The 25029-nt window shown below is 70.9% G+C and carries 21 protein-coding genes and 1 pseudogene; 8 read left to right on the top strand and 14 right to left on the bottom strand.

Annotation, left to right across the window (positions count from 1 at the left end; all coding sequences use genetic code 11):
* Positions 1-44: 44 nt before the first annotated feature.
* Positions 45-1493 (bottom strand): GTPase HflX, encoded by a 1449-nt coding sequence (gene hflX, locus ACZ31C_RS17950; protein ID WP_396745108.1) that lies wholly within the window; start codon positions 1491-1493, stop codon positions 45-47.
* A 174-nt stretch (positions 1494-1667) separates the two neighbouring features.
* Between hflX and ACZ31C_RS17945 the strand changes: the two genes are divergently transcribed.
* Positions 1668-3140 (top strand): NAD-dependent malic enzyme, encoded by a 1473-nt coding sequence (locus ACZ31C_RS17945; RefSeq protein ID WP_396745111.1) that lies wholly within the window; start codon positions 1668-1670, stop codon positions 3138-3140.
* Between the two features lie 181 nt (positions 3141-3321).
* On the opposite strand, the gene dapF is transcribed toward ACZ31C_RS17945, so the two are convergent.
* From dapF to ACZ31C_RS17930, 3 genes are read right to left on the bottom strand one after another with little or no spacing between them, the layout of a single operon-like run.
* Positions 3322-4155 (bottom strand): diaminopimelate epimerase, encoded by an 834-nt coding sequence (gene dapF / locus ACZ31C_RS17940; RefSeq protein ID WP_465796214.1) that lies wholly within the window; start codon positions 4153-4155, stop codon positions 3322-3324.
* A gap of 8 nt (positions 4156-4163) precedes the next feature.
* Positions 4164-5081: a tRNA (adenosine(37)-N6)-dimethylallyltransferase MiaA gene (gene miaA / locus ACZ31C_RS17935; protein WP_465796213.1), complete on the bottom strand. Its 918-nt coding sequence runs from the start codon at positions 5079-5081 to the stop codon at positions 4164-4166.
* Positions 5078-5845, bottom strand: coding sequence for a class III extradiol ring-cleavage dioxygenase family protein (locus ACZ31C_RS17930; protein ID WP_465796212.1), 768 nt, complete (start codon positions 5843-5845; stop codon positions 5078-5080). The genes miaA and ACZ31C_RS17930 overlap by 4 nt, the downstream gene beginning before the upstream one ends.
* 258 nt (positions 5846-6103) lie before the next feature.
* Here ACZ31C_RS17930 and ACZ31C_RS17925 point away from each other — a divergent pair, with 258 nt between their 5' ends.
* Positions 6104-7312: a DUF349 domain-containing protein gene (locus ACZ31C_RS17925; RefSeq protein ID WP_396745124.1), complete on the top strand. Its 1209-nt coding sequence runs from the start codon at positions 6104-6106 to the stop codon at positions 7310-7312.
* A gap of 419 nt (positions 7313-7731) precedes the next feature.
* Positions 7732-9165 carry a pectate lyase family protein gene (locus ACZ31C_RS17920; RefSeq protein WP_465796211.1) on the top strand — a complete coding sequence of 478 codons (1434 nt, stop codon included), beginning with the start codon at positions 7732-7734 and terminating at the stop codon, positions 9163-9165.
* Between the two features lie 46 nt (positions 9166-9211).
* On the opposite strand, the gene miaB is transcribed toward ACZ31C_RS17920, so the two are convergent.
* Entirely contained in the window at positions 9212-10717 is a 1506-nt protein-coding gene (gene miaB, locus ACZ31C_RS17915; protein ID WP_465796210.1) for a tRNA (N6-isopentenyl adenosine(37)-C2)-methylthiotransferase MiaB, read from the bottom strand.
* Positions 10718-10768: 51 nt separating this feature from the next.
* On the opposite strand from miaB, the gene ACZ31C_RS17910 reads away from it, so the two are divergent.
* Positions 10769-10987, top strand: a complete 219-nt coding sequence (locus ACZ31C_RS17910) for a DUF2277 family protein (protein ID WP_117226614.1) — start codon at positions 10769-10771, stop codon at positions 10985-10987.
* 176 nt (positions 10988-11163) lie between these two features.
* Here the strand turns inward: ACZ31C_RS17910 and ACZ31C_RS17905 are convergent, their stop codons facing one another.
* Both ACZ31C_RS17905 and selD read right to left on the bottom strand, forming a co-directional pair.
* Positions 11164-11643 (bottom strand): hypothetical protein, encoded by a 480-nt coding sequence (locus ACZ31C_RS17905; RefSeq protein WP_396745135.1) that lies wholly within the window; start codon positions 11641-11643, stop codon positions 11164-11166.
* A gap of 260 nt (positions 11644-11903) precedes the next feature.
* Entirely contained in the window at positions 11904-12893 is a 990-nt protein-coding gene (gene selD / locus ACZ31C_RS17900; RefSeq protein ID WP_465796209.1) for a selenide, water dikinase SelD, read from the bottom strand.
* 170 nt (positions 12894-13063) lie between these two features.
* Here selD and ACZ31C_RS17895 point away from each other — a divergent pair, with 170 nt between their 5' ends.
* The 4 genes from ACZ31C_RS17895 (at position 13064) to ACZ31C_RS17880 (ending at position 16494) form a co-directional block, all read left to right on the top strand.
* Complete coding sequence (locus tag ACZ31C_RS17895; protein ID WP_396745141.1) at positions 13064-13831, top strand: amino acid ABC transporter ATP-binding protein; 768 nt, start codon at positions 13064-13066, stop codon at positions 13829-13831.
* A gap of 64 nt (positions 13832-13895) precedes the next feature.
* On the top strand, positions 13896-14774 hold the full coding sequence (locus tag ACZ31C_RS17890; RefSeq protein ID WP_396745144.1) for a glutamate ABC transporter substrate-binding protein: 879 nt from the start codon (positions 13896-13898) through the stop codon (positions 14772-14774).
* Between the two features lie 23 nt (positions 14775-14797).
* The gene (locus ACZ31C_RS17885) at positions 14798-15505 is read left to right on the top strand and encodes an amino acid ABC transporter permease (RefSeq protein WP_396745147.1); all 708 of its coding nucleotides are present in this window, start codon (positions 14798-14800) and stop codon (positions 15503-15505) included.
* Positions 15502-16494, top strand: coding sequence for an amino acid ABC transporter permease (locus ACZ31C_RS17880; RefSeq protein ID WP_465796208.1), 993 nt, complete (start codon positions 15502-15504; stop codon positions 16492-16494). Before ACZ31C_RS17885 ends, ACZ31C_RS17880 begins: the two co-directional genes overlap by 4 nt.
* A gap of 71 nt (positions 16495-16565) precedes the next feature.
* Here ACZ31C_RS17880 and rny read toward each other — a convergent pair whose 3' ends face one another.
* The 7 genes and pseudogenes from rny to ACZ31C_RS17845 form a co-directional block, all read right to left on the bottom strand.
* On the bottom strand, positions 16566-18332 hold the full coding sequence (gene rny / locus ACZ31C_RS17875; protein WP_465796207.1) for a ribonuclease Y: 1767 nt from the start codon (positions 18330-18332) through the stop codon (positions 16566-16568).
* 592 nt (positions 18333-18924) lie between these two features.
* Complete coding sequence (locus ACZ31C_RS17870) at positions 18925-19674, bottom strand: regulatory protein RecX (RefSeq protein WP_465796206.1); 750 nt, start codon at positions 19672-19674, stop codon at positions 18925-18927.
* Positions 19675-19682: 8 nt separating this feature from the next.
* Entirely contained in the window at positions 19683-21797 is a 2115-nt protein-coding gene (gene recA / locus ACZ31C_RS17865) for a recombinase RecA (protein WP_465796253.1), read from the bottom strand.
* 9 nt (positions 21798-21806) lie between these two features.
* Positions 21807-22019, bottom strand: a pseudogene (locus ACZ31C_RS17860) (recombinase RecA); the annotation flags it as partial.
* Between the two features lie 185 nt (positions 22020-22204).
* Positions 22205-22405 carry a DUF3046 domain-containing protein gene (locus ACZ31C_RS17855; RefSeq protein WP_131053787.1) on the bottom strand — a complete coding sequence of 67 codons (201 nt, stop codon included), beginning with the start codon at positions 22403-22405 and terminating at the stop codon, positions 22205-22207.
* 5 nt (positions 22406-22410) lie between these two features.
* Positions 22411-23796 carry an MFS transporter gene (locus tag ACZ31C_RS17850; RefSeq protein ID WP_465796205.1) on the bottom strand — a complete coding sequence of 462 codons (1386 nt, stop codon included), beginning with the start codon at positions 23794-23796 and terminating at the stop codon, positions 22411-22413.
* Positions 23797-23862: 66 nt separating this feature from the next.
* Positions 23863-25002 carry an acyl-CoA dehydrogenase family protein gene (locus ACZ31C_RS17845; protein WP_465796204.1) on the bottom strand — a complete coding sequence of 380 codons (1140 nt, stop codon included), beginning with the start codon at positions 25000-25002 and terminating at the stop codon, positions 23863-23865.
* Positions 25003-25029: the final 27 nt, after the last annotated feature.

Genomic DNA, 25029 nt, shown 5'->3' with positions numbered 1-25029 from the left:
GTGTCGCACGCCCCACGTTTCCTTCGGGTGACGCGCCTGGGCGGTCACCGCGCGGCACGAACCGCCTGCGTCGCGTCGACGTACGTGGACAGTTCGGCGGCGAGCGCCTCGTTGACGCGTACGTGGAGCATGGTGCCCTCGGCCAGGTGCGCGGTGCTGAGTACCTCGCCCTGTCGGTGCAGACGGGCCACCAGGTCACCCCGCTCGTACGGCAGCACCACCCGCAACTCCACCGCCGGGCGTGGCAGCCGCTGCTCGATCGCCGTCCGCAGTTCGTCGATGCCACGACCGCGGTGCGCGGAGACGAAGATCGCCTCCGGCCAGAGCCGCTTGAGGTGCAGCAGGGTCTCCTCGTCGGCGGCGTCGGTCTTGTTGACCACCAGCAGCTCGGGCAGCCGGTCGGCACCGACCTCGCCGAGCACCTCGCGGACGGCCCGGACCTGCTCCTGCGGGTCGGGGTGGGCACCGTCGACCACATGCACCACCAGGTCGGCCTCGGCGACCTCCTCCAGGGTCGAGCGGAACGCCTCGACGATCTGGTGCGGCAGGTGCCGGACGAACCCGACCGTGTCCGACAGCGTGTAGACCCGCCCGTCGGCGGTGGTGGCGCGGCGGGTGGTCGGGTCGAGCGTGGCGAAGAGCGCGTCCTCGACCAGTACGCCGGCACCGGTGAGCCGGTTGAGCAGGCTCGACTTGCCGGCGTTGGTGTAGCCGGCGATGGCCACCGCCGGCACCGCGTTACGGGAACGGCGGGCGCGCTTGGTCTCGCGTACCGTCCGCATGGCCTTGATCTCGCGGCGGAGCCGGGCGATGCGGTGGCGGATGCGCCGCCGGTCGGTCTCCAGCTTGGTCTCACCGGGACCACGCACACCCACGCCGCCACCGGCGCCGCCGCCACGGCCGGAACCACCGGTCTGCCGGGACAGCGTCTCGCCCCAACCGCGCAGGCGGGGCAGGAGGTATTCGAGCTGGGCCAGCTCGACCTGGGCTCGGCCCTCCTTGCTCTTGGCGTGCTGGGCGAAGATGTCGAGGATCAGCGCCGTCCGGTCGACCACCTTGACCTTGGTGCGCTGCTCCAGGTTGCGAAGCTGGGACGGGGACAACTCACCGTCGCAGATGACCGTGTCGGCGCCGGCGGAGAGCACCACCGAGCCCAGGTCGTCGACCTTGCCCCGCCCGATGTAGGTGGCCGGGTCCGGCCGGGTACGCCGCTGGATCAGCCCTTCGAGCACCTGCGAACCGGCGGTCTCGGCCAGCGCGGCCAGCTCGGTCAGGGAGTTCTCCGCGTCGGTCTGGCTGCCCTCGGTCCAGACGCCGACCAGGACCACCCGCTCCAGCCGGAGCTGGCGGTATTCGACCTCGGTGACGTCGGTCAGCTCGGTGGAGAGGCCGGGGACCCGTCGCAGTGCCTGCCGTTCGGAGAGCTCGTAATCACCGGTGGTGGCGTCGAGCTCGTCGTCGGGAAATGGAACGTGGGTCTCCTGGTCGCGCAAGCGTCTCTCCTGTCCGTTCTGTGCATGTACCGAGCAATCCTGACATGTGTCAACGCGCGGTGCACCTGCTATATGCCCATCGCGGGAACGGGCAAAGGCGGGGGCGGCTGCCAGCCTCCCAACCAGGGCGAGTAGAAATGGGCGAGCCGTTCAGCGCCGACGGAGGGGATCCGCGTGCCCACCACCCGACTGCCCAGTGCCGGATTCTCGATCACGATCCGGATCGCCGTACCCGCCGATGCGTCCTCGATCGGCCGGTTGACCACCTCCGTGGGCGAGGCCGGGGCCATCGTCACCGCGCTGGACGTGGTCGACTCCGACCCGACCCACGTGATCGTCGACCTCACCTGCGACACCGCCGACGCCGGGCACGCCGACCAGGTCGTGGACGCGCTCACCGCGCTGGACGGCGTGGACGTGCGCAAGGTCTCCGACCGGACCTTCCTGCTGCACCTGGGCGGCAAGATCGAGGTCAGCTCGAAGGTGGCGCTGCGGACCCGGGACGAGCTGTCCCGGGCGTACACCCCGGGGGTGGCGCGGGTCTGCCAGGCGATCGCGGAGAACCCGGCCGACGCCCGACGACTGACCATCAAGCGCAACACGGTCGCCGTGGTCAGCGACGGCTCGGCCGTGCTCGGGCTGGGCAACCTCGGCCCGGCCGCCTCCCTGCCGGTGATGGAGGGCAAGGCGGCGCTGTTCAAGCGGTTCGGCGGGGTGGACGCCTGGCCGGTGGTGCTGGACACCCAGGACACCGACGAGATCGTCGCCATCGTGAAGGCGATCGCGCCCGCGTACGGCGGGATCAACCTGGAGGACATCGCCGCGCCGCGCTGCTTCGAGATCGAGGCGCGGCTGCGCGAGGCGCTGGACATCCCGGTCTTCCACGACGACCAGCACGGCACCGCGATCTGCGTACTCGCCGCGTTGACCAACGCACTGCGCGTCGTGGGCAAGCAGCTCGCCGACGTGCGGGTGGTGGTCTCCGGAGCCGGCGCGGCGGGCACCGCGATCATGAAGCTGCTGCTGCGCCAGGGCGTCGGCGACATCATCGCGTGCGACCGGCAGGGCGCCCTGCACCGCGGCCAGACCGGTCTCAACTCGGCCTGGCAGTGGCTGGCCGAGAACACCAACCGGGACGGCTACTCGGGCGACCTGGCCGGGGCGCTGAACGGCGCGGACGTCTTCATCGGGGTGAGCGCGCCGAACCTGCTCACCGGCGACGACGTCGCCACCATGGCCAAGGACTCGATCGTCTTCGCGCTGGCCAACCCGGACCCGGAGGTCGACCCCCGGGAGGCGCGTAAGCACGCCGCCGTGGTCGCCACCGGCCGCTCCGACCAGCCGAACCAGATCAACAACGTGCTCGCCTTCCCGGGCGTGTTCCGCGGCATGCTCGACGCGCACGCCGAGGAGTTCACCGAGGAGATGGCGCTGGCCGCTGCCCGGGCCATCGCCGACGTGGTCGGCGAGGAGAAGATCAACCCCACGGTCATCGTGCCCAGCGTCTTCGACTCACGGGTGGCCCCGGCGGTGGCCGCCGCCGTCCGCGCCGCCGCCCAGAATCCGGCCGTCACCCCGCCGCCCGCCGCCGACCCGGGCCCGGCCGACCTCCCCGAGATCGCCGCCAGCGCCTCCGCCACCCCCTGAGGCCCGTCGCTGACACGGCCGCCCGGCATCGCACGCTGCCCCCGAAGGCCGCCTGGTTCGCCGATCATGGAGTCGTGGCGCAGACAAAGCCCACCAAGTAGGGCACAACGTCAACCACAACTCCATGATCGACGCGGTGAGTGGGTGAGGCGTGGGCGGGTGGCGGAGGTGCCGGGAGTGGTCAGGCGAGGGTGAGGGTGCCGGTGGCCACGAGGACGGCGGGGCCGGAGAGCCAGCAGGAGTCCTCGTCGACGGTCACCGTGAGGCGGCCGCCGGGCACGTCGACCGCGACCGTGCCGGTCTCCCGGCCGGCCTCGTGCAGGGCGACGGCGGCGACCGCGCACGCGCCGGTGCCGCAGGAGAGGGTCTCGGCCGAGCCGCGCTCGTAGACGCGCATCAACACGTGCGGTTCACCGCCGTCCACGGCGTCACCGGCGGCGGTGAACTCGACGTTGACCCCATGCGGGAAGAGGTCCTCGTCGACGTGGGGCGCCCGGGTCAGGTCCAGGCCGGCGAGGTCCAGGCCGGCGGGCAGCGGGCAGACCAGGTGCGGGTTGCCGACGTCCACCGCCGTGCCGGGCAGGGCCAGTCCGCCCAGGGCGGCCGTCGAGGCCGCGTACAACCGGGGACGCCGCATCTGGACGGCGACGGTGTCGCCGTCAACCCGGGCGCGCACGATGCCGGCGCGGGTGGCCACCGGCAGGTCGCCGCCGCTCGGCGCGGCCAGCCCGGTCTCCAGGAGGTACCGGACGAAGACCCGGGTGCCGTTGCCGCACATCTCGGCGAAGGACCCGTCGGAGTTCCAGTAGTCCATGAACCACTCGGCCTCGCCGGCCAGGGCGACGCCGTCGGGGTGCTTGGCGGCGCGGACCACGCGCAGCACGCCGTCCCCGCCGAGGCCGCGTCGCCGGTCGCAGATCGTCGCCACCAGCTCGGGCGTCAGGTCGAGCGCGCCGTCCGGGTCGGGCAGGATCACGAAGTCGTTGGCGGTGCCGTGTCCCTTGGTGAACTCCACGCCTTCCATCATGGCGCAGCGGCGCGGACCGTCCCGAGGGCGGCCTCGATCAGTCCCGGATCGGCCGAGTCGAGCCAGCGTACGCGGGGGTCGCGGCGGAACCAGGAGCGTTGGCGGCGGACGAAGCGACGGGTGGCCCGAATCGTTTCGTCGCGGGCCTCGGCCTCGGTCAACTCACCGGCGAGGAAGCGCAGCACCTGTTGGTAACCGAGCGCCCGGCTGGCCGTACGCCCCTGCGAAAGGCCCTGGCCGACCAGTTCGCGGGTCTCTGTGACCAGGCCGTCGGCCCACATCCGGTCCACCCGCACGGCGATGCGCTCGTCCAGCAGGGCGGTGTCCAGGTCGACGCCGACCTGGACGGCCGGATAGTAAGGCGTCGGTTCCGGCAGGGCGGCGGTGAAGGGTCGGCCGGTCAGCTCGATCACCTCCAGCGCCCGGACGATCCGCCGGCCGTTGCCGGGCAGGATGCCGGCCGCCGCCGCCGGGTCGGCCGCGCGCAGCCGCGCGTACAGCGGTGCCGGGCCGACGGCGGCCAGTTCACCCTCCAGACGTTCCCGCAGCGCCGGGTCGGTGCCGGGGAACTCGAACCGCTCCAGCACCGCCCGCACGTACAGCCCGGAGCCGCCGACCAGCAGCGGCACCCGGCCCCGGGCCGAGATGTCGTCGATCGCCGCGCGGGCCAGCCGCTGGTACTCCGCGACGCTGGCCGGTTCGGTCACCTCCCAGAGGTCCAGCAGGTGGTGCGGCACGCCCTCGCGTTCGGCGACGGTGAGCTTGGCGGTGCCGATGTCCAGACCCCGGTAGAGCTGCATCGAGTCGGCGTTGACCACCTCGCCGCCGAGCGCGTGCGCCAGCGCGATGCTCAGTGCCGACTTGCCCGCCGCGGTCGGCCCGACCACCGCGACGACCGGGCCCGGGGCACTCATGCCCGCTCCCAGTTGGCCACGAGGTAGGCCACGCCGTAGGGGGCGCTGTGGTGGCGCAGCTCGCCGCGCCAGTCGCCGCCGCTCGCCCGCGCCGCACCGGCGAGCACCTGCCAGGGCGCCCGACCGGCGGCCTTGAGCTGCGAGGACAGGGCGGGGTCCAGGCCGAGCAGCGCGTCGGCGTCCGCGTCGGCGAGGGCCTGGGCGACCGTCTCGTCGTACGCCTCGGCGCGCGGGTCGGCATAACCGGGTGCCTTCTCACCCCGGCAGGCCGACCCGTCGCCCATCACCAGCAGCGCCCACGGTCGGCCGGACACGAGGCGGGCACCCAGGTCGGCGCACGTCTCGACCGGCGCGTCGGCGGCCACGGTCGACATGTGCCACGTCGCGTCGCCGGTGACGGGTGACGGGTGGCGGTTCAGCGCGTCACCGGTCGCGGGCGACGGGTGGCGGTTCAGCAGCCAGGCACCGACGAGCAGGCCGAGCGGTAGGGGGTCGGTGCCGGGCCGGTCATCGGGGAGGTCGCCGAGGCGTACCGCAAGCGGCAGGCCCCAGGGCGCGAGGCTGCCCCGGAACGGGGGGTCGAGGTCGGCGGTGTGATCGCCGGCACCGACCACCAGCACGTCGCGCGCGCCCGAGTCGAGCAGCCGGGCGACGGCGGCGTCGCAGGCGGCGCGCAGATCGTCCAGTTCGGGCGCGGCGGCACCGGCCACCTCGGGGATCAGCAGCGGTGGGTGGGGGCAGACGGCGGCGGCGACCAGTGGCACCAGGCAACCGTATCGGGCGGGCCGGCCGGGACCGCCGCGCACCGGCCGGCGGGCCCTCTGCCGTACGCCGTTCGGCGAAAAGCGGCACGCCGGTTCGGACGGTGACGACAGAGGGCTAGGACACCGTATGGTCACGGTCGGCGATAGGCGCTCGACGCGGACCGGGGCGGACCTGTGACAATGCCCGGAGAACTTTGACTGCGCCGTGGCGGGCCCGGGAGGCTGCTCCCTGGGCACCGGGAGATCGAGGATGGGCACATGAGCGACTGGACTGCCTTCGGACGGGTGGACGCGGACGGCACCGTCTATGTCAAGACCGCCGAGGGCGAGCGGGTGGTCGGATCCTGGCAGGCGGGAGCACCGGAGGAGGGGTTGGCGCACTTCGCGCGCCGCTTCGCCGACCTGGTGACCGAGGTGGATCTGACCGAGGCGCGGCTCAACTCCGGCGCGGCGGATGCCAACCATTCGCTGAGCACCATCCGGCGCATCCGCGGGTCGCTGGCCGAGGCGCACGTGGTCGGCGACATCGACGCCCTCGCCGCGCGGCTCGACAAGCTCGCCACGGTGGCCGAGGAGAAGGCCGGCGAGGCGCGGGCCGCCAAGGAGGCCGCCCGCACCGAGGCGCTGGCGCGCAAGACCACGCTGGTCGAGGAGGCGGAGAAGCTGGCCGCCGAGTCGACGGGTTGGAAGACCGCCGGCGACCGGCTCAAGGAGATCCTCGACGAGTGGAAGACCATCCGGGGGGTCGACAAGAAGACCGACGGTGAGCTGTGGAAGCGGTTCGCCGCCGCCCGGGACGGTTTCACCCGCCGCCGGGGCGCCCACTTCGCCTCCCTGGACTCGCAGCGCAAGCAGGCGCAGACGGTCAAGGAGGAGCTGGTCGCCGAGGCCGAGAAGATCTCCGACTCCACCGACTGGGCGTCCACGGCCAACCAGCTCAAGGAGCTGATGAACCAGTGGAAGGCCGCGCCGCGCGCCTCCAAGGAGGCCGAGCAGCGGCTGTGGGAGAGGTTCCGGGCCGCGCAGGACGCCTTCTTCACCCGGCGCAGTGAGGTCTTCTCGGCCCGCGACAACGAACAGCGCGCCAACCTGGAGCGCAAGCAGGCGCTGCTCGCCGAGGCCGAGGCGCTCGACGTCGAGGGCGACCCGAAGGGCGCGCAGGCCAAGCTGCGGGACATCCAGGCGCAGTGGCACGAGGCCGGCCGGGTCCCCCGGGAGGCGGCGGCCGGGCTGGAGCGCCGACTGCGGGCGATCGACGAGAAGGTCCGCGAGGTGATGGACTCGGCCTGGCGCCGGACCACCCGCGAGGACAACCCGCTGCTGGCCCAGATGCGGTCCCAGGTGGCCGAGGCCGAGGAGCGGCTGGCCCGCGCCCAGGCGGCCGGCGACGCCCGACGAATCAAGGAGGCCGAGCAGGCGCTCGCCTCCAAGCGGCAGTTCCTCCAGTTGGCCGAACAGGCCGGCTGAGCGCAGCTCGGACAACCCCGGTTCCCGATGTGGGAGCCGGGGTTTTTCCGTCGCCGAACCTCCTGGTCAGGGCGATGTGAACGTACGACATTTACATCGAGCTGATTCTATGGTTACCTGGGGAAAGCGTTTGCCCTCCGGGGCCAGACACGCCGAGCCACTCCGACCCACTTCGTCCGACGGCAGGCCGCACTCCGCGAACACCACGGCACCGCTGCCACTGGGCAGGGCAGTCACCGGCGCCGGGGCGTACCCCCTGCCGACCGGATGACGCATCGAGGCCGACGCCACGGGACGCACCACCGGCACCCGTTCGTGGCGGGCCGCATCGCGGACGCGTCCGGGCAGCGACAGTCGATCCGCGAACACCACGCGTCGTCCGGCCCGTTCCGCGTACCCGAGGATGAGGAGAAATCTCCGTGCTTGCATTCGTCACGCGTCGCCTGACCCGGCGACTCGCGGCGCTGGCCGCCACGGCGGTCGCGCTGCCCACGGCGCTCGTCGCGGTGACGGCCGCCCCGGCCACGGCGGCGACCGTCGACACCAGTGCGTACTACGTGTTCGTGAACCGCAACAGCGGCAAGGCGATGGACCTGTGGAACTGGTCCACCGCCGACGGTGGCGAGATCCGGCAGTTCACCCGCGCCGACGGCAACAACCAGCAGTTCCAGTTCGTCGACGTGGGCAGCGGCTACTACCAGCTCCGCAACCGGCACTCCGGCAAGGTCGTGAGCATCCCCAACTCGAACGACGGCGCGCAGGTCACCCAGGTCACCGCCAGCAGCGACACCAAGCAGCACTTCCGGCTCGTCGACTCCGCCAACGGCGATGTCCGGTTCGTCAGCCGGCACAGCAACAAGGCCCTCGAAGTGTGGCAGTGGTCCACCGCCGACGGGGGGATCGTCTCGCAGTACGCCGACATCGACGGCGCCAACCAGCGCTGGCAGTTGGTCCGGCTCGGTGGCGGCACCACGCCCCCGCCGAACCCCGGCCCGCAGACCGGACTGGTCGGCTGGGCCACCCAGAACGGCGGCACCAGCGGCGGCGGCAGCGCCGGCACCACCACGGTGACCACCGCCTCGGCGCTGACCAGCGCGCTCGGCTCCAGCAGCGCGGCGGTGATCCGGGTCTCCGGCACCATCAACTGCTCGGGGATGCTGCGGGTCCGGTCCAACAAGACCATTCTCGGCAACGCGGGCGCGACGATCGCCGGGTGCGGCTTCACCATCAACGGTGACCGCAACGTCATCATCCGGAACCTGACGTTCCGCAACTGGGGCGACGACGCGATCAACATCGAGCAGTCGGCCACCAACATCTGGGTCGACCACAACACCTTCAGCGCGGGGTACGACGGCGCGGTCGACATCAAGCGCGGCTCCGACTTCATCACCGTGTCGTGGAACCGGGTTTTCAGCCACGACAAGACCATGCTGCTCGGGCACAGCGACGACAACGCCGGCCAGGACGTCGGCAAGCTGCGGGTGTCGTACCACCACAACTGGTTCGACGGCAGCAACCAGCGCAACCCCCGGGTCCGCTTCGGCAACCCGGTGCACGTCTACAACAACTTCTACAGCAACGTGCGCGGCTACGGCGTGGCGTCCACGATGAACGCCGGTGTACTGGTCGAGGGCAACTACTTCGAGAACACCCCCGACCCGTTCCACCGTGGTGAGGGCGACTCCGGCCCCGGCTCCCTGGTGGCCCGCAACAACCACTTCGTCAACTCGGGCAGCGGACAGAGTGGCGGCAGCGTGGCCGGCATCCCGTACGCGTACACCCTGGACACGCCGAGCAACGTCAAGTCGATCGTGACGGGCGGCGCGGGCGCCGGACGGATCTCGGTCTGACCGCGCGGGTCGGTCGGGGCGCGGCAGGCCGGGCCCCGACCGGCTCTCAGGGTGCGACGGCGCAGCCGCCCGTCGGCGCGGGCACCGCAGCCGGCGCGCCCACCGACGGCAGCCCGAGCAACACCCCGGGGGTACGCGGCGAGCGACCCGCCTCGGCCGCGTCACCAGCCCGGGTACGTCGGTGCGACAGCGGCTCCCCGTCGGCGTTGAGGTGGTGCGGGGCGGCGTAGGTGATCGCGGTGTGCACGATGTCGCCCGGCCGGATCACACCCGGCTCGACCGAACCGGTCGCGAAGTGCACCAGCCGGCCGTCACGGGCCCGGCCGGACATCCGGCCGGTGCGCTCGTCCTTGCGGCCCTCGCCGACGGCGACCAGCACCTCGACGGTCTCGCCGACCAGCTTGCGGTTCTCCGCCCAGGTGATCTCCTCGACGCAGGCGATCAACCGCTCGTACCGCTCCTGCACGACCTGCTTGGGCAGTTGGCCGTCCATCGTCGCGGCCGGCGTGCCGGGGCGCTTGGAGTACTGGAACGTGAAGGCGGAGGAGAACCGCGCCTCGCGGACCACGTCCAGCGTGCGCGCGAAGTCCGCCTCGGTCTCGCCGGGGAACCCGACGATGATGTCCGTGGTGATCGCCGCGTCCGGCATGGCGGCGCGCACCTTCTCGATGATCCCGAGGTATTTCTCCGACCGGTACGACCGGCGCATCGCGCGCAGCACCTCGTCCGAGCCGGACTGCAACGGCATGTGCAGCGAGTGGCAGACGTTCGGCGTCTCGGCCATCGCGGCGATCACGTCGTCGGTGAAGTCCTTCGGGTGCGGGCTGGTGAACCGGACCCGCTCCAGCCCGTCGATCTCCCCGCAGGCACGCAGCAGCTTGCCGAAGGCGTAGCGGTCGCCGAACTCCACGCCGTAGGAGTTGACGTTCTGCCCGAGCAGCGTCACCTCCAGCACGCCCTCGTCGACGAGCGCGCGTACCTCGCTGAGGATGTCGCCGGGGCGGCGGTCCTTCTCCCGGCCCCGCAACGACGGCACGATGCAGAAGGTGCAGGTGTTGTTGCACCCCACCGAGATCGACACCCACCCGGCGTACGTCGACTCGCGGCGGGTCGGCAGCGTCGACGGGAACACGTCGAGGGCTTCGAGGATCTCCACCTCGGCGGCCGTGTTGTGCCGGGCCCGTTCCAGCAGCACCGGCAGCGAGCCGATGTTGTGGGTGCCGAAGACCACGTCGACCCAGGGCGCCTTGCGGACGATGTCGCCGCGGTCCTTCTGGGCCAGGCAGCCGCCGACCGCGATCTGCATCCCCGGGTGCCGGTCCTTGACCGGCCGCAGGTGCCCCAGGTTGCCGTACAGTCGGTTGTCGGCGTTCTCGCGGACCGCGCAGGTGTTGAACACCACCACGTCCGGGTTGTCGTCGGCTCCGCCCGCACGGACGTAGCCCGCCTGTTCGAGCAGGCCGGAAATGCGCTCGGAGTCGTGCACGTTCATCTGGCAGCCGTAGGTGCGCACCTGGTAGGTGCGCGGGCCGCCCGCCGCTGCGGTAGTCATGACGTGCAAAGCGTAGCCGGACCCGTGGAACGGTCGGAACGAGGAGGAGCCGTGTGCCGGAGCATCAAGACTTTGCGTGAGCCGTACACCCCGCAGGTGACCGACGCGGACGTGGAGGCCGCGGCGTTGCAGTACGTCCGGAAGATCTCCGGATTCCGGGCGCCGGCGGCGCACAACGCCGCCGCCTTCGACGCCGCGGTGGCCGCGGTCGCCGCCGCCACCCGCACGCTGCTCGACGAACTCGTGGTCCGCGGCGCCCGCCCGAGCTGACGCCGCACGTCGCTGCCGGCAGCCGGCAGCCGGCAGTGCAAGGAAGGGCACCTTATTAACGCCTGCGGTAGAGGAAGGGTCCCTTGTTAACGCCAACCCTCGCGCTGGCGGCTCGTGCCGTTAAGAGGGGGCCCGTGCTATGCACGAGGCGTTAACAGGGGGCCCTTCCTTACACCTCAGGCGGCGGCGAGGGCGGGGTTCACCGAGTCCGGGGTCCACCGCGAGCCCCGGCACCGGGACCAGCCCCGGCAGCGCGCGTCGGCCTCGGTGCAGAGGCGACGCTCGCTGAGCACCTCTCCGTCGTCGGTCTCCCGCACGTCGAAGTGCACCGGGCGGATACTTCCGTCGGGTGCGACCAGCAGGTGCCGGGTCTCGTCGAGAGTGTCGTCGCGCAGCAGGCAGTTGCGGTCGAGCAGCCTTGCCAGCGCCGCGACGCTGGGCAGCTCGGGCAAACCGTCGGGTACGCCGTAACAGTCCACGATCGTGGCGAACTCCCCCGGTGCCTGCCACACGTCGCAGATCACCGCGTACGTTGGCAACCGGGCCGGATCGGCCACGGCCAGGGGCATCACCACCCGACCGAGTGCCTCGGCCAGTGCCGGGTAGACCTCCGCCGGTCGCACCTGGTCGATTCTCCAGTTCCACAGCTCGGTCATGCCGCCTCCTCGCTGTGCTCGTTCCACCGGCCTCCGGATCGGGCCTTACTGACGATGGTGGGGGGCATTTGCCCCAAGGCGGGGGCAAGTTACCGGTCTGTGACCATTCTGGGCAGAATTTCCCGTCGCCGGATCACTTCGGGTAGCGGGAAGGTGACAGTTTATCGGGTATGGTCCGCGCTCCCACGCAGCGGCTCGCCGGGCCGGCACACCCGGTGCTCGGCGCGGATCAGCCCAGGACTCTGGGCCTCGGCCCACCGTCAGCGCAGGACGATCCGATGCTCGCTGCGCGGCCGCAGCTCGCCGATCACCGGGGCGCCCGGCACCTCGCCGGCCACCAGCAGACCGCCCGAGGTCTGCGCGTCGGCCAACAGCAGTCGCTCGGCCTCACCGACCGCGCCGAAGTCGGTCCACGGGGTCACCCATTCGAGGTTGCGGCGGGAGCCGCCGCTGACGTACCCGTCGCGCACCGCCTCGGCGGCACCGGTCAGATAGGGCACCCGGGCGGTGTCGATCACCACGGTCAGTTCGCTGGCCCGGGCCAGTTTCGACGCGTGGCCGAGCAGACCGAATCCGGTCACGTCGGTGCCGCAGCGCACCCCGGCCGCCACCGCCGCCCGGGCCGCGTCCCGGTTGAGGGTGGTCATCGCGGCGACCGCCTCGGGGAAGCTCTCCCCGGTGTTCTTGTGCCGGGTGTTGAGCACGCCGACGCCGAGCGGTTTGGTCAGCGAGAGCGGCAGCCCGGCCCGCCCGCCGTCGAGGGTGATCAGTTCCTCCGGCCGGACCAGACCGGTGACGGCCAGCCCGTACTTGGGGCCGTCGTCGTCGACGCTGTGGCCGCCGGCCAGGTGACAGCCGGCCTCCTGGGCCACGTCCCGGCCGCCGCGCAGCACCTCACGGGCCAGATCCAGCGGCAGGACGTCACGGGGCCAGCAGAGCAGGTTGAGTGCCACCAACGGGGTGCCGCCCATCGCGTACACGTCGGAGAGCGCGTTGGTGGCGGCGATCCGTCCCCAGTCGTACGCGTCGTCCACCACCGGGGTGAAGAAGTCGGCGGTGGTCACCACACCGGTCCGCTCGTCCAGCCGGACCACTGCGGCGTCGTCGCCGTGATCGAGCCCGACCAGCAGGTCGGCCGCGCCGGCTACGGGACCGAGCCCGGCCACCATCGCCTCCAGCTCGCCGGGCGGGATCTTGCACGCACATCCGCCGCCGCGGGCGTACCTCGTCAGCCGTACTCGTTCAGCCATGAGCACATGATCTCCGTCACTGCGCGTGAGCACCACCGCTGACCGGCAATTTCGGACTTCAGGTCAGGATCCGGGTCGGTGTTACCGCTCCGTGACCAACTGAGTTGTCTACCGACATGTCGCCCCGCCTACAGTGGCCGCTAACCGAGGGTCATCCGGCCCTCAAAGCAATGAGGGGGACGGTGGACGACGTGACGACGGGCGAACCGCTCATCGTGCTGGACTCGGTCAACAAGTGGTTCGGGCCGTTGCATGTACTGGACGACGTCTCGGTGTCGGTGAACCGGGGTGAGGTGGTCGTGGTGATCGGCCCGTCCGGCTCCGGCAAGTCGACCCTGTGCCGCACGATCAACCGACTTGAGCCGATCAACTCCGGCACCATCACGTTCGACGGCCAGACGCTGCCGGCCGAGGGCAAGGCCCTGGCGAAGCTGCGCAGCGAGGTCGGGATGGTGTTCCAGTCCTTCAACCTCTTCGCGCACAAGACGATCCTCGAGAACGTCACTCTCGGCCCGGTCAAGGTGCGCAAGGAGAAGCCGGCGGTGGCCCGCGAGCGGGGTCTGGCCCTGCTCGACCGGGTGGGCATCGCGAACCAGGCCGACAAGTACCCGGCCCAGCTCTCCGGCGGTCAGCAGCAGCGCGTCGCGATCGCCCGCGCGCTGGCCATGCAGCCCAAGGCGATGCTCTTCGACGAGCCCACCAGCGCACTCGACCCGGAGATGGTCGGCGAGGTGCTGGACGTGATGACCTCGCTGGCCCGCGACGGCATGACCATGGTCGTGGTCACCCACGAGATGGGCTTCGCGCGGCACGCCGCCAACCGGGTCATCTTCATGGCCGACGGCAAGCTCGTCGAGGAGTCCACCCCGAACGAGTTCTTCGCCAGCCCGAAGACCGACCGGGCCAAGGACTTCCTCTCCAAGATCCTCACTCACTAGTCCGACCGAATAAGAGCACGTCGTCCCCCCGGCGGCGGAGCTTTGTCGAAGAAGGAGATGAAAAATGCGTATTAAGCGCATAGCGGCGTTTGCCGCGGCAGCCACCCTCGCCCTCGGCATGACCGCCTGTGGCGGGGACGACGCTGACGAGGCCGCCACCGGCGAGACCAAGGACTTCGCCGCCGGCAGCACGATGGAGCGCCTCAACAAGGCCCAGTCCATCAAGATCGGCACCAAGTTCGACCAGCCGCTGTTCGGCCTCAAGGGCCTCGACGGCGACCCGCAGGGCTTCGACGTCGAGATCGGCAAGGTCATCGCCGCCGAACTGGGCATCCCGGAGAGCAAGATCGAGTGGGTCGAGACCCCGTCCGCGGTCCGCGAGCAGCGGATCGAGGAGTCGGCGGTCGACCTGGTGATCGCGACCTACACGATCAACGACACCCGCAAGGAGCGGATCGACTTCGCCGGGCCGTACTACATCGCCGGCCAGACGATCCTGGTCCGGGCCGACGAGAGCGAGATCACCGGCCCCGACTCGTTCAAGACCACCACCAAGAAGGTCTGCTCGGTGCAGGGTTCGACCCCGGCCAAGAACATCGAGCCGTACCTGAGCAACGTCGCCGAGCAGCTCGTCGTCTTCGACGTGTACACCAAGTGCCTCGACGCCCTCAAGGGCGGCCAGGTGGACGCGATCACCACGGACAACGTGATCCTGACCGGCTACATGTCGCAGAACGAGGGCCAGTTCAAGCTCGCCGGTGAGACCTTCACCGAGGAGCCGTACGGCATCGGCCTCAAGAAGGGCGACAACGACTTCCGCACCTTCCTGAACGACACCCTCGAGGCGTCCTTCACCGACGGCCGTTACCTGGAGGCCTGGAAGAACACCGCGGGCAAGGTCGACTCGGCCGACCCGAAGATCCCGACCGTCAACCGCTACTGATCCCTTAGCTGAAGGGTGATTTCGTGAACGTCCTCGTCGACAACTTCGACGTCTTTCGCAGTGGATTCTTTGTCACTCTTCAGCTCTGCATCCTGTCGGCCACGGGGGCGTTGATCCTCGGCGTCCTCGTGGCCGTCATGCGGATCTCGCCGGTGCCTCCACTGCGATGGCTCGGCGGAACGTATGTCACGGTGCTGCGCAACTGTCCACTCACGATCGTCATGTTCTTCGCCGCGTTCGGTCTCCCGGCACTCGGGTCCAACGCCGACTTCCTCCGGATCCCGGGGCTGGACTCGATCTTCCAGCGCATGGGCACCGATCTCCCGTACTTCCGGTTCGCGTTCATCGCGCTGAGCGTCTACACGGCCGCCTTCGTGGCCGAGGCGGTCCGCAGCGGTGTCAACGGTGTGTCGAGCGGCCAGGCCGAGGCGGCTCGGGCCATCGGACTGACCTTCACGCAGAACCTGCGCTTCGTCGTCCTGCCCCAGGCATGGAAAGGAGCGATCGTGCCGCTCGGCAGCGTGCTGATCGCCATGATCAAGAATTCGGCGCTGGCCGGCTTCTTCGGCGTCGCCGGAGACCTCTCCGCCAGCGGCCAGGCGCTCACGAGCGTGGGCGGCCTGCCGATCATCCCCGTCTTCATCGGCATCAGCCTGGGCTACCTGATCCTCACGGTCCCCCTCGGCCTGATGCTGGACCGGATCGAGCGCCGGCAGGCGGTGGCCCGATGAGCAACCAGACGATGTCCGTCCTCTACGACGCTCCGGGTCCCCGCGCCCGCCGGGTCACCATCATCTCCAGCGTGCTCGCCGCCGTCGCGGCCGTCGCCGGTGCCTACTTCCTCGTCTACCGGCCGCTCGACGAGCGCGAGCAGTTCGCGATGGAGAAGTGGGGACCGCTGATCGACCCGAGCAACGAGGTCTTCGGTCAGGTGTGGACCCAGCTCGGCCAGGGCTTCCGGGCGACCCTGATCGCCGCCGCGCTCGCCATCGTCAGCTCGCTGGTCTTCGGCACCCTGCTCGCCATCCTGCGGGTGCAGCTCAAGGCGCTGATGCGCCGCCGCTTCACCACCCTGGCGCCGCCGGTGGCCCTGGCCGTACGCGGGCTGAGCTGGGTGCTCAACGGCGTGACCAAGTTCTTCGTCGAGGTGTTCCGGGGACTGCCGGTCGTCATCACGATCTTCTTCTGCGCCAGCGGCCTGCCGGTGCTCGGCGTGGACCTGGGCAGCATCCTGTGGTACCTGGTGATCGGCCTGACCATCTACAACGGTGTGGTCATCGGTGAGATCCTCCGCTCCGGCATGGAGGGCCTGCCCGGCGGCCAGCGCGAGGCGGCCGACGCGATCGGTCTGACCTCGTTCCAGGCGACCCGGATGATCCTGCTGCCGCAGGCGTTCCGGATCATGCTCCCGGCGCTGATCAGCCAGCTCGTCGTGGTCTTCAAGGACACCTCGCTGGGCTTCATCATCAGCTACGAGGAGGTGCTCCGGAAGAGCAGCTTCATCATCCAGGTGCTGGACAACCCGATCCAGGTGTACTTCGTCGTCGGCGTCATCTACATCGCCGTCAACTACCTGCTGTCGAAGCTCGCCGAGTACGCCCAGCGGCGTCTCGCCCAGGGCCGTCGGGCGATCAAGAACAAGCCGAAGGACGACGCGACCCCGAACCGCGCCGAGCCGGGCCTCGGCCAGGACGTGGCGGTCGCCGGCACGGCCACCTGACCCCGATCAGGAAGCACCACCCCAACCGGATGGCCGGTCGGAGGCGAGAAGCCACCGACCGGCCATCGGCGTCAGCGGGCGATCTCGGTGACCCGGGACTCGCGTACCACCGTCACCCGGATCTGCCCCGGGTAGGTCAACTCCTCCTCGACCTGCTTGGCCACGTCACGGGCCAGCACCGCCGCGCCGATGTCGTCCACGTCGTCGGGCTTGACCATCACCCGGATCTCGCGGCCCGCCTGCATCGCGAAGACCTTCTCCACGCCGTGCTTGCCGGCCGCGATCTCCTCGATCCGCTCCAGCCGCTTCACGTACGCCTCCAGGCTCTCCCGCCGGGCCCCCGGCCGTCCCCCGGAACAGGCGTCGGAGGCCTGGGTGAGCACCGCCTCGACGGTCTGCGGCGGCACCTCATTGTGGTGCGCCTCGATGGCGTGCACCACGTCCTCGCTCTCGCCGTACTTGCGGGCCACGTCGGCGCCGATGATGGCGTGGCTGCCCTCCACCTCGTGGGTGAGCGCCTTGCCGATGTCGTGCAGGAACGCCGAACGCTTGATCAGCGGCACGTCCAGACGCAGCTCGGCGGCCATCACCCCGGCGATGTGCGCGGTCTCCACCAGGTGCTTGAGCACGTTCTGCCCGTACGAGGTGCGGTAGCGCAGCCGTCCGAGCAGCGTGACCAGCTCGTCGTGGATCTCGGTGATCCCGACCTCGACCAGGGCGTCCTCGGCGGCCCGCCGGCAGAGCTGGTCCACCTCCTGGCGGGCCAGGTCGTGCACCTCCTCGATCCGGTGCGGGTGGATCCGGCCGTCGAGCACCAGCTTCTCCAGCGTCAGCCGGCCCACCTCCCGGCGTACCGGATCGAAGCAGGACAGCAGCACCGCCTCGGGGGTGTCGTCGATGATCAGGTTGACGCCGGTGACCGACTCGAAGGCCCGGATGTTGCGGCCCTCCCGACCGATGATCCGACCCTTCATCTCGTCGCCCGGCAGGTGCAGCACGCTGACCACGCTCTCCGCGGTCTGTTCGCTGGCCACCCGTTGGATCGCGTCGACCACGATGTGCCGGGCCCGCTGCTCGGCCGTGGACCGGGCGTCGGACTCGATGTCCCGCACCAGCAGCGCGGCCTCCCGCTTGGCCTGGGTCTCGATCGCCTCGACCAGCTCGGTCCGGGCCGCGTCGGCGGTCAGTCCGGCCACCCGCTCCAACTCCCGCCGCCGCTGCTTCTCCGCCTCGGCCAGTTCCGCCTCCCGGGCGGCCAGCGCCGCCTCCCGGGTCGCCAACGCCGCATTCGCGGCGGTGAGCTGGCGCTCCCGCTCGGCGAGCCGTTCCACCTCCTCGGTGTGCAGCCGCTCCCGCTCGTCCATCCGGGTGGCCCGCCGCTCGACCTCGGCGGCCTGTTCCCGGGTGGTCGCGGCGAGCACCGCCACCTCCCGCTCACCGCTGCGCCGGGCCGCCGTGCGCAACTGCTCGGCGTCCGCCTCGGCCTGCTTGTGCGCCCGTTCCAGGACGGCGTCCGCCTCGGCGCGGGCGTCGTCGAGCACCCGGCGGGCTTCCGCCCGGGCCGACTTCGCCTCCGCCTTGGCCCCCGCCGCCTCGGCGCGCGCCGCGGACGCCGCCGACTTGGCCACGTCGATGGTGCTGTTCACCTCGTCGGCGGCGGTCCGCAACGCCGCCAGCGACTGCTCCCGACGGTCCTTCTCCGCGATGTACGCGGGATCCTCCGGTGCCGGACGTGACTGCATGCCGCGCAGCACCCGCAGCCCGAGGAAGGCCGCGCCGAGCACCACCACGGTCAGCAGCAGGACGGCGACCAGGAGCACCACGTCCAGGCCCCTCATCCGGCGGCCCCCCAGGCTGCGTCACCGGTCGCCGCGATGCGGCACGTCGGCTGCTCTCCTGACGACCCCGAACTCTGCTCACCGTCGTCGGTGGCCCCCGCACCCGCCTCGGCGGGTGCGCCCGTTCCCCCGCTCATGCCGGCCACCCGATGGACCCATACCGCCTCGACATGGCGCGCCTCCCCTGAACGTCGCGCCGCAGCAGCATGCCGGTGGGCACGCTCCTACGGCTCTGGACGCCCGACCGGAGCGCATGGCCGTGGGATGGCTTCCTCCGCCGACGGTCGCTGGGACCGTCGGCGGGCCGGGTGCAGTTGTCCCGTCGACCCGGACCGGCCTGTCCGCAGTCGACGTATGCAGCCGGTGATACCGGCCAAAGTGATGCTGTTCTGTTACGAGATCTATGTTGTGCGCTTAGCCTGCGCCGGTCGGGCAATGTGAGCCTTTATGGCGAGGCTAGGACTCCAACGCCGTCCGGTCAAGAAGTCATGATCAAACCACCCGGACGGAGAGAAGTTGCACAGTCACCCTGAGCCACGGAAGAGTCGGACTTCAACGGACAAACGCCGCCGATGACCGGCCGAACCTGCGGTCAGTCGCCCGGACCGCCCGCCGCGTCCCCCTCGGCGTCGATCAGGGCGTCCGCGTCGAGCCGCTCGGCGAACTCGGCCGCCTCGGCACTCTGCGCCGCCAGGGCGTCCTTCACCGCCCGGATCGCCACACCCGGTGGATAGCCCTTGCGGGCCAACATGCCGACCAGCCGTCGGAACACCGCGTCCGGCTCGCCCCGGGCCGTGCGCAGCTTCCGCTCGACCAGAGCCCGCGCGGTCTCCGCCTCGGTGGTCTCGTCCAACTCGTCGAGCGCCTCGCTGGCGGTGTCGCCGTCCACGCCGCGTCGACGCAGCTCGTTGGCGAGCGCCCGGCGGGCCAACCCACGGCCGGCGTGCCGGCTGCTCACCCAGGCCCGGGCGAACGCGGCGTCGTCGATGATGCCGACCTCGTCGTACCGGTCGAGGACTCCGACGGCGGTCTCCTCGGAGATGCCCCGTCGGGCGAGCGCGGTGGCCAGCTCGGCACGGGTGCGCGGGCGCACCGCGAGCTGCCGCAGGCAGATCTCCCGAGCCACCTCGGACTCGTCGCGGGGTGGGGTCGTTCCTCGGCCACCCGCCGTTTCGTCGCCCGACGGCGTGCCGGAGCCCGTCTCGTCGTCGAGCGGACCGGCGGTCGGGCCGGACTCGTCACCGGCGGCGCGGCGACCTCGGCGGGGGCGAGGGGTGCCATCGGCCGTACGGGGCGGACTGGCATCCCAGCCTCGCCCCGTACGCGCGCGTCGTCCTGCCATGAGTCAGATCAGAAGTCGACCGGCGGCAGCTCCGGGCCACCGGCGGCATCGCCCGCGCCGGCCCCGACGCCGAGCTTCTCCAGGATCTTCTTCTCGATCTCGGCGGCCACGTCCGGGTTCTCCCGGAGGAACTCGCGGGCCTTCTCCTTGCCCTGGCCGAGCTGGTCACCGTCGTACGTGTACCAGGCGCCGGACTTGCGGATGATCGCCTGCTCGACGCCGACGTCGATCAGCGATCCCTCGCGGGAGATGCCCTTGCCGTACATGATGTCGAACTCGGCCTGCTTGAACGGCGCGGCCACCTTGTTCTTCACGACCTTGACCCGGGTGCGGTTACCGACCACGTCGGTGCCGTCCTTGAGGCTCTCGATGCGGCGCACGTCGAGCCGGACCGAGGCGTAGAACTTCAGCGCCCGGCCACCCGTCGTCGTCTCGGGAGATCCAAACATGACCCCGATCTTCTCGCGGAGCTGGTTGATGAAGATCGCGGTGGTGCCGGTGTTGTTGAGCACACCGGTGATCTTCCGCAGCGCCTGGCTCATCAGCCGGGCCTGCAGACCCACGTGGCTGTCGCCCATCTCGCCCTCGATCTCGGCGCGCGGCACCAGCGCGGCGACCGAGTCGATCACGATGATGTCGATGGCGCCGGAGCGGACCAGCATGTCCGCGATCTCCAGCGCCTGCTCGCCGGTGTCCGGCTGGGAGACCAGCAGGGCGTCGGTGTCGACACCGAGGGCCTTGGCGTACTCCGGGTCGAGCGCGTGCTCGGCGTCGATGAACGCGGCGATGCCGCCGGCCCGCTGGGCGTTGGCCACCGCGTGCAGGGCGACCGTGGTGTTGTGGGAGAGTACCCCGTTCGCCAGGAAACTGTGCGTTCCCGGGAGCATCACATCGAACGTGGGCTGGGTGCCCGCATCGATAGCTTCGACGACCTTCTCATAGGTGTAGGCGGAGGTCGTCAGGTGCCTGAGGTGCGCCAGAATCGCCTGGCCCGACGCCGACAGTCGGTCCGCGCGCCGGTCAGCCCACTCCACGATCTTCATCAGGCGGCTGCGGGAGCAGGCCAGATCGACGTCCGCGCGGAAGAGGTCTCCGGCGGCCCGGTCGAACGCCCGGTCACCTCCGCAGTCGTCGCGAAGATCCTGGATGAGCCCCTTGAGATGCGGGATGTTCTCGAACTGGGCGTCACGTGTGCTAACCCGGAAGCAGCGCTCGACCTGCGCGCGGCGTCGGGCGGATCGGAACCCGACCTCGTCAACGAACCGGTGCGCGACCGAGGGGTTGACCGTCACGGTCCAGTAGTCGCGCTGATACTTCTCGTTCCACTTGGCGGAGACGGTGTTCGGGATGTTGAGCCCGTAGAGCAGCAACTGAACCTCACGGGCCAGTTGCTCGGATGCGGTACCGAGCCCGATCGTGGAGCTCTCGTCGATCCATCCGTCGCCCTCGAACAGCGCCGACAGGAACGAGCGCTGCGCCTTGTGGCCAGCGGTCCGCACCCGGTAGGGGACACTCTTGCCGTGCGCGGTCACGTAGTCGAGGCCGTACTCCTCGGAAAGGCGCTTGCGGAACGCCCCGCCCGAGACGACGAACTCCTTGTTGTCGTAGTTGCGGACGTCGACACCGAAAGTCTGCTCCATGAGGCGGGAGTACTCACCGCTCACCTCAGGATCCCAGTTGGTGAACCGGACGCTGTGCTGATAACCCAATGAGCCCTCAGCGACGAGATAACCTAGGAGCACGGCCTCATCCTCGGAAAGGCCCTCGCCGTGAGCAGCCTCTGATGCGCCGAAGGCGGCCGACACGAGGTAGTCGCCCGGCCGAATGCTCCCGACCGTCCGCCATGCGATGAATCCGCGCTCGGTGACCACCCGTAGCGGATGATTCTTCGTCGCGGTCACGGTCCGCCCAGATCGCAGCCTGAGCTTGATCACCGGCTTACGGTTGTTGTGCGTCAACGCCGCGACAGGTTCGAGCTCACCACGCTCGTTGACCATTCTCACGCCGAGTTCCCGGATGTCGGTGACTCGACTGGTGCAACTCGTCGGCTGACCGCATCGCGCGAAGAGTTCCTCGACGGTCTCGAGGCCCATGTCCGTCCAGAGGTGCGTGTCAGCGGTCAGGCACTTACCGCTGCTCTCCGGACCGTAGATCTCAACGACCCGGCCTCGGGGCAGACCGCCGACACCGAGCGCGACGTCGAGGGCGATGGAGCTGGTGGGGATCACCGCGGTCTGGATGACCGGCCGCTCCCCCAGCCGCATCACCGAGCCCTTGCCGAACTGTTTATCGATCTGAGCGAGAGCAAGGTCGAGTGCCTTCTCCCGGTCCGGCCCTGCCGCCATCGTTGCCACCCCTGCCTTCGCCGGCGTCTTTCCTGAGCTTCGCGTCACGCGGGACACGCTAGGCGCTGGGTCCGACAGAAAACCAGCCGACGGGCCGTGATCTGTGGACGAGCACCCCGCTGTGGACAATAGCCGAACAGGTGTACGAGTCGGCAAGGGACACGCGGAAGTAACGAATCGGCTGCTCAGCGTAGCCGGGCGGGCACCCGGTCGGGGTAGGCGGCGACCACCGCACGCCACACCACGTGCGTCTGGGCTCCGGCCGCGAGCGCCTGCTCGATGGTCCGCCCGTCGAGCTGCGCCAGCACCTGGTCACGGGCGATGCTGGCCGCGTACCCGGGGCCGAACGCCTCCTCCAGCCGCGTCCAGAAGTCGGTCAGCCGCACGTCGATCAGTCCTCCTCGTCCGGTGCGCCCACCGGCACCGGACGCAACGCTAGCGCCAGCAGGGGGGCCACCGCGACCGCCGCCAGCAGGGTCAGCACGGGATATCCCGACACCTGCACGACAAACCCGCTGACCGCGCCGGCCAGCGCACCGGCCAGCCCCATGAGCAGGTCGGACAGGCCCTGGGCGCTGGGGCGTACCGCGTCCGGCACGGACTCCGACAGCAGCGTGGAGCCGGCCACCATGGTCGCCGACCAGCCGAGCCCGAGCAGCACCAGTCCGACGACCAGTCGGGGGGTGTGGTGCCCGGCGGTGCCGGCGACCGCGCAGGCGGCCAGCAGCGTGCCGACCCCGCCGAGGATCACCACGCGGCGGCCGAGCCGGTCGGCGAGCCAGCCGACCACCGGCGCGAGCGCGTACATGCCGGCGATGTGCAGGCTCAGCACCAGCCCCACCACCGGCAGCACCTCGTCCACCGGGTGGAACTCGCGCAGGTGCACCGGGGTCATCGCCATCACGGCCACCATCACCAGGTGGCCGACGGCCACGGCGGCCACGCCGAGTCGGGCGGCCGGGCGTGCGCGTACCACCGACCAGGCGGCGCGCATCCCCGCGCCGCGCCGGGCCGACGGCGCCGGCACGGGCACGGGCTCGGCCGTCACCGGGTCACCTGGCGGCGGCGCGGGGGTGGACCGCGCACCGGCCGCCTCGGGACCGACCTCACCGGGACCGTCGGGGACGGCCGCCGCGAGACGGCGCGCGGTGAGCAGCGGGTCGGGCCGCAACCGCACCAGGAGTACGCCGGCGGCGAGCACGAACGCGACGGCGCTGAACGCGAACGGGCCGGACAGCGCGGGCAGCCCCCAGCCACCGGTGACGCGGTCGGCCAGCGCGGCGAAGTTCGGGGCGGCCACCGCGCCGACGGTGGTGGCCCAGACGACCAGGGACAGGTGCCGGGCGCGGCGAGCCGGCGCGGCCAGGTCGACGGCGGCGTAACGGGCCTGGAGGTTGGCCGCGGACCCGCCGCCGAACAGCAGCATGCCGAGGAAGAGCAGCGGGATCCACCGGGTCGCCGCGGCCACCACGATCAGCGTCCCGCCCAGCGCGCCGACGCCGTACGCGACGGCCAGGCCCGGCCGACGGCCGTGCCCGGTGATGATCCGGGTGATCGGTACGGCCAGCAGCGCACCGCCGACCACGGCGGCGCTCTGCGCCAGACCGGCCGCGGCGGTGCCGGCGATCTCGGCGACGAGCAGCGCCCCGACGGCGAAGCCGATGGTCACCCCGATCCCGCCGAGCACCTGGGTGCTGCAGAGCAGGCGCAGGGTGCGCCGCTGGAGCGACGCGACGTCGACGGGGGCCGTCGCCGGTGTGCTCAGGTCGGTGGCCAACGAACCGCTCCTCGGTGAGGGGTGCCGATCCTGACGCACCCTACGACGGCGATCGCCCGGGCGTCGTCACAGCCCCAGCTCACGCCCGATGATCTCCTTCATGATCTCGGTGGTGCCGCCGTAGATGGTCTGCACCCGGCTGTCCAGCCAGGCCCGGGCCACCGGGTACTCCAGCATGAAGCCGTAGCCGCCGTGTAGTTGCACGCACCGGTCCGCGACCCTGTTCTGCAACTCGGTGGTCCACCACTTGGCCTTCGCCGCGTCGGCCACCGTCAGTCGGCCGGCACCGAACTCGGCGACGCAGTGGTTGACGAAGGTCCGCGCGATGGTGACCTCGGTGTCCAGCTCTGCCAGGACGAACCGGTTGTGCTGGAACCGCCCGATCGGACGGCCGAACGCCTCCCGGGTGCGGGCGTGGTCGAGCGTGATCGCGAGCAGCCGTTCGGCGGCGGCGACCGCGGCGACCGCGATGCTCAGCCGCTCCCGGGGCAGGTTGGCCATCAGGTGGTAGAAGCCCTGGTTCTCGCTGCCGATCAGGTTCGCCACCGGCACCCGACAGGCGTCGAAGAACAGCTCGGCGGTGTCGTTGGCCTTGAGACCGACCTTGGCCAGCCGGCGACCCCGGGAGAAGCCGGGGGTACCGGCCTCCACCACGAGCAGGCTCAGCCCGTGCGCGCCCTCGTCGGCCGTCCGGGCCACCACGATCACCAGGTCGGCCAGTTCGCCGTTGGTGATGAACGTCTTCTGTCCGTCGAGCACGTACGAGTCGCCGTCGCGTACCGCCGTGGTGCGGACGCCGGCCAGGTCGGACCCGGCGCCCGGCTCGCTCATCGCGATGGCGGTGACCAGGTCGCCGGAGCAGAACCGGGGCAGCCAGCGCTGCCGCTGCTCGTCGCTGGTCAACTCGCTGAGGTACGGCGCCACCACGTCGTTGTGCAGGCCGAAGCCGAGCCCGGAACACCCGGCGGCGACGATCTCCTCGACCAGGACCGCGTTGTACCGGAAGTCGCGTTGGCCGCCACCGCCGTACGCCTCGTCCACGTCGGTGCCCAGCAGCCCGGCCGCTCCGGCCTTGCGCCAGACCTCCCGGTCGACGATCCCGTTCGCCTCCCACCGGTCGTGGTGCGGCACCGCCTCCCGGGCCAGGAAGGCCCGACACAGCTCACGGAACTCGTCGTGGTCGCGTTCGTAGAGATGCTGACGCATGGCGGCAAGTGTGGCACCGCCGGACGG

Source organism: Micromonospora sp. NPDC023869 (assembly GCF_055559695.1).
Note: the sequence above shows the minus strand (reverse complement) of the source record. Positions and strands in the feature narration are given on the sequence as shown.

Excerpts from the sequence above, each read along its gene's own strand:
- ACZ31C_RS17890 (WP_396745144.1), top strand. The coding sequence starts at position 13,896 with ATGCGTATTAAGCGCATAGCGGCGTTTGCCGCGGCAGCCACCCTCGCC.
- ACZ31C_RS17845 (WP_465796204.1), bottom strand. The coding sequence starts at position 25,002 with ATGCGTCAGCATCTCTACGAACGCGACCACGACGAGTTCCGTGAGCTG.
- selD (WP_465796209.1), bottom strand. The coding sequence starts at position 12,893 with ATGGCTGAACGAGTACGGCTGACGAGGTACGCCCGCGGCGGCGGATGT.
- ACZ31C_RS17870 (WP_465796206.1), bottom strand. The coding sequence starts at position 19,674 with ATGGCAGGACGACGCGCGCGTACGGGGCGAGGCTGGGATGCCAGTCCG.
- ACZ31C_RS17880 (WP_465796208.1), top strand. The coding sequence starts at position 15,502 with ATGAGCAACCAGACGATGTCCGTCCTCTACGACGCTCCGGGTCCCCGC.
- rny (WP_465796207.1), bottom strand. The coding sequence starts at position 18,332 with ATGAGGGGCCTGGACGTGGTGCTCCTGGTCGCCGTCCTGCTGCTGACC.
- ACZ31C_RS17905 (WP_396745135.1), bottom strand. The coding sequence starts at position 11,643 with ATGACCGAGCTGTGGAACTGGAGAATCGACCAGGTGCGACCGGCGGAG.
- miaA (WP_465796213.1), bottom strand. The coding sequence starts at position 5,081 with ATGAGTGCCCCGGGCCCGGTCGTCGCGGTGGTCGGGCCGACCGCGGCG.
- ACZ31C_RS17895 (WP_396745141.1), top strand. The coding sequence starts at position 13,064 with ATGAGGGGGACGGTGGACGACGTGACGACGGGCGAACCGCTCATCGTG.
- miaB (WP_465796210.1), bottom strand. The coding sequence starts at position 10,717 with ATGACTACCGCAGCGGCGGGCGGCCCGCGCACCTACCAGGTGCGCACC.
- ACZ31C_RS17925 (WP_396745124.1), top strand. The coding sequence starts at position 6,104 with ATGAGCGACTGGACTGCCTTCGGACGGGTGGACGCGGACGGCACCGTC.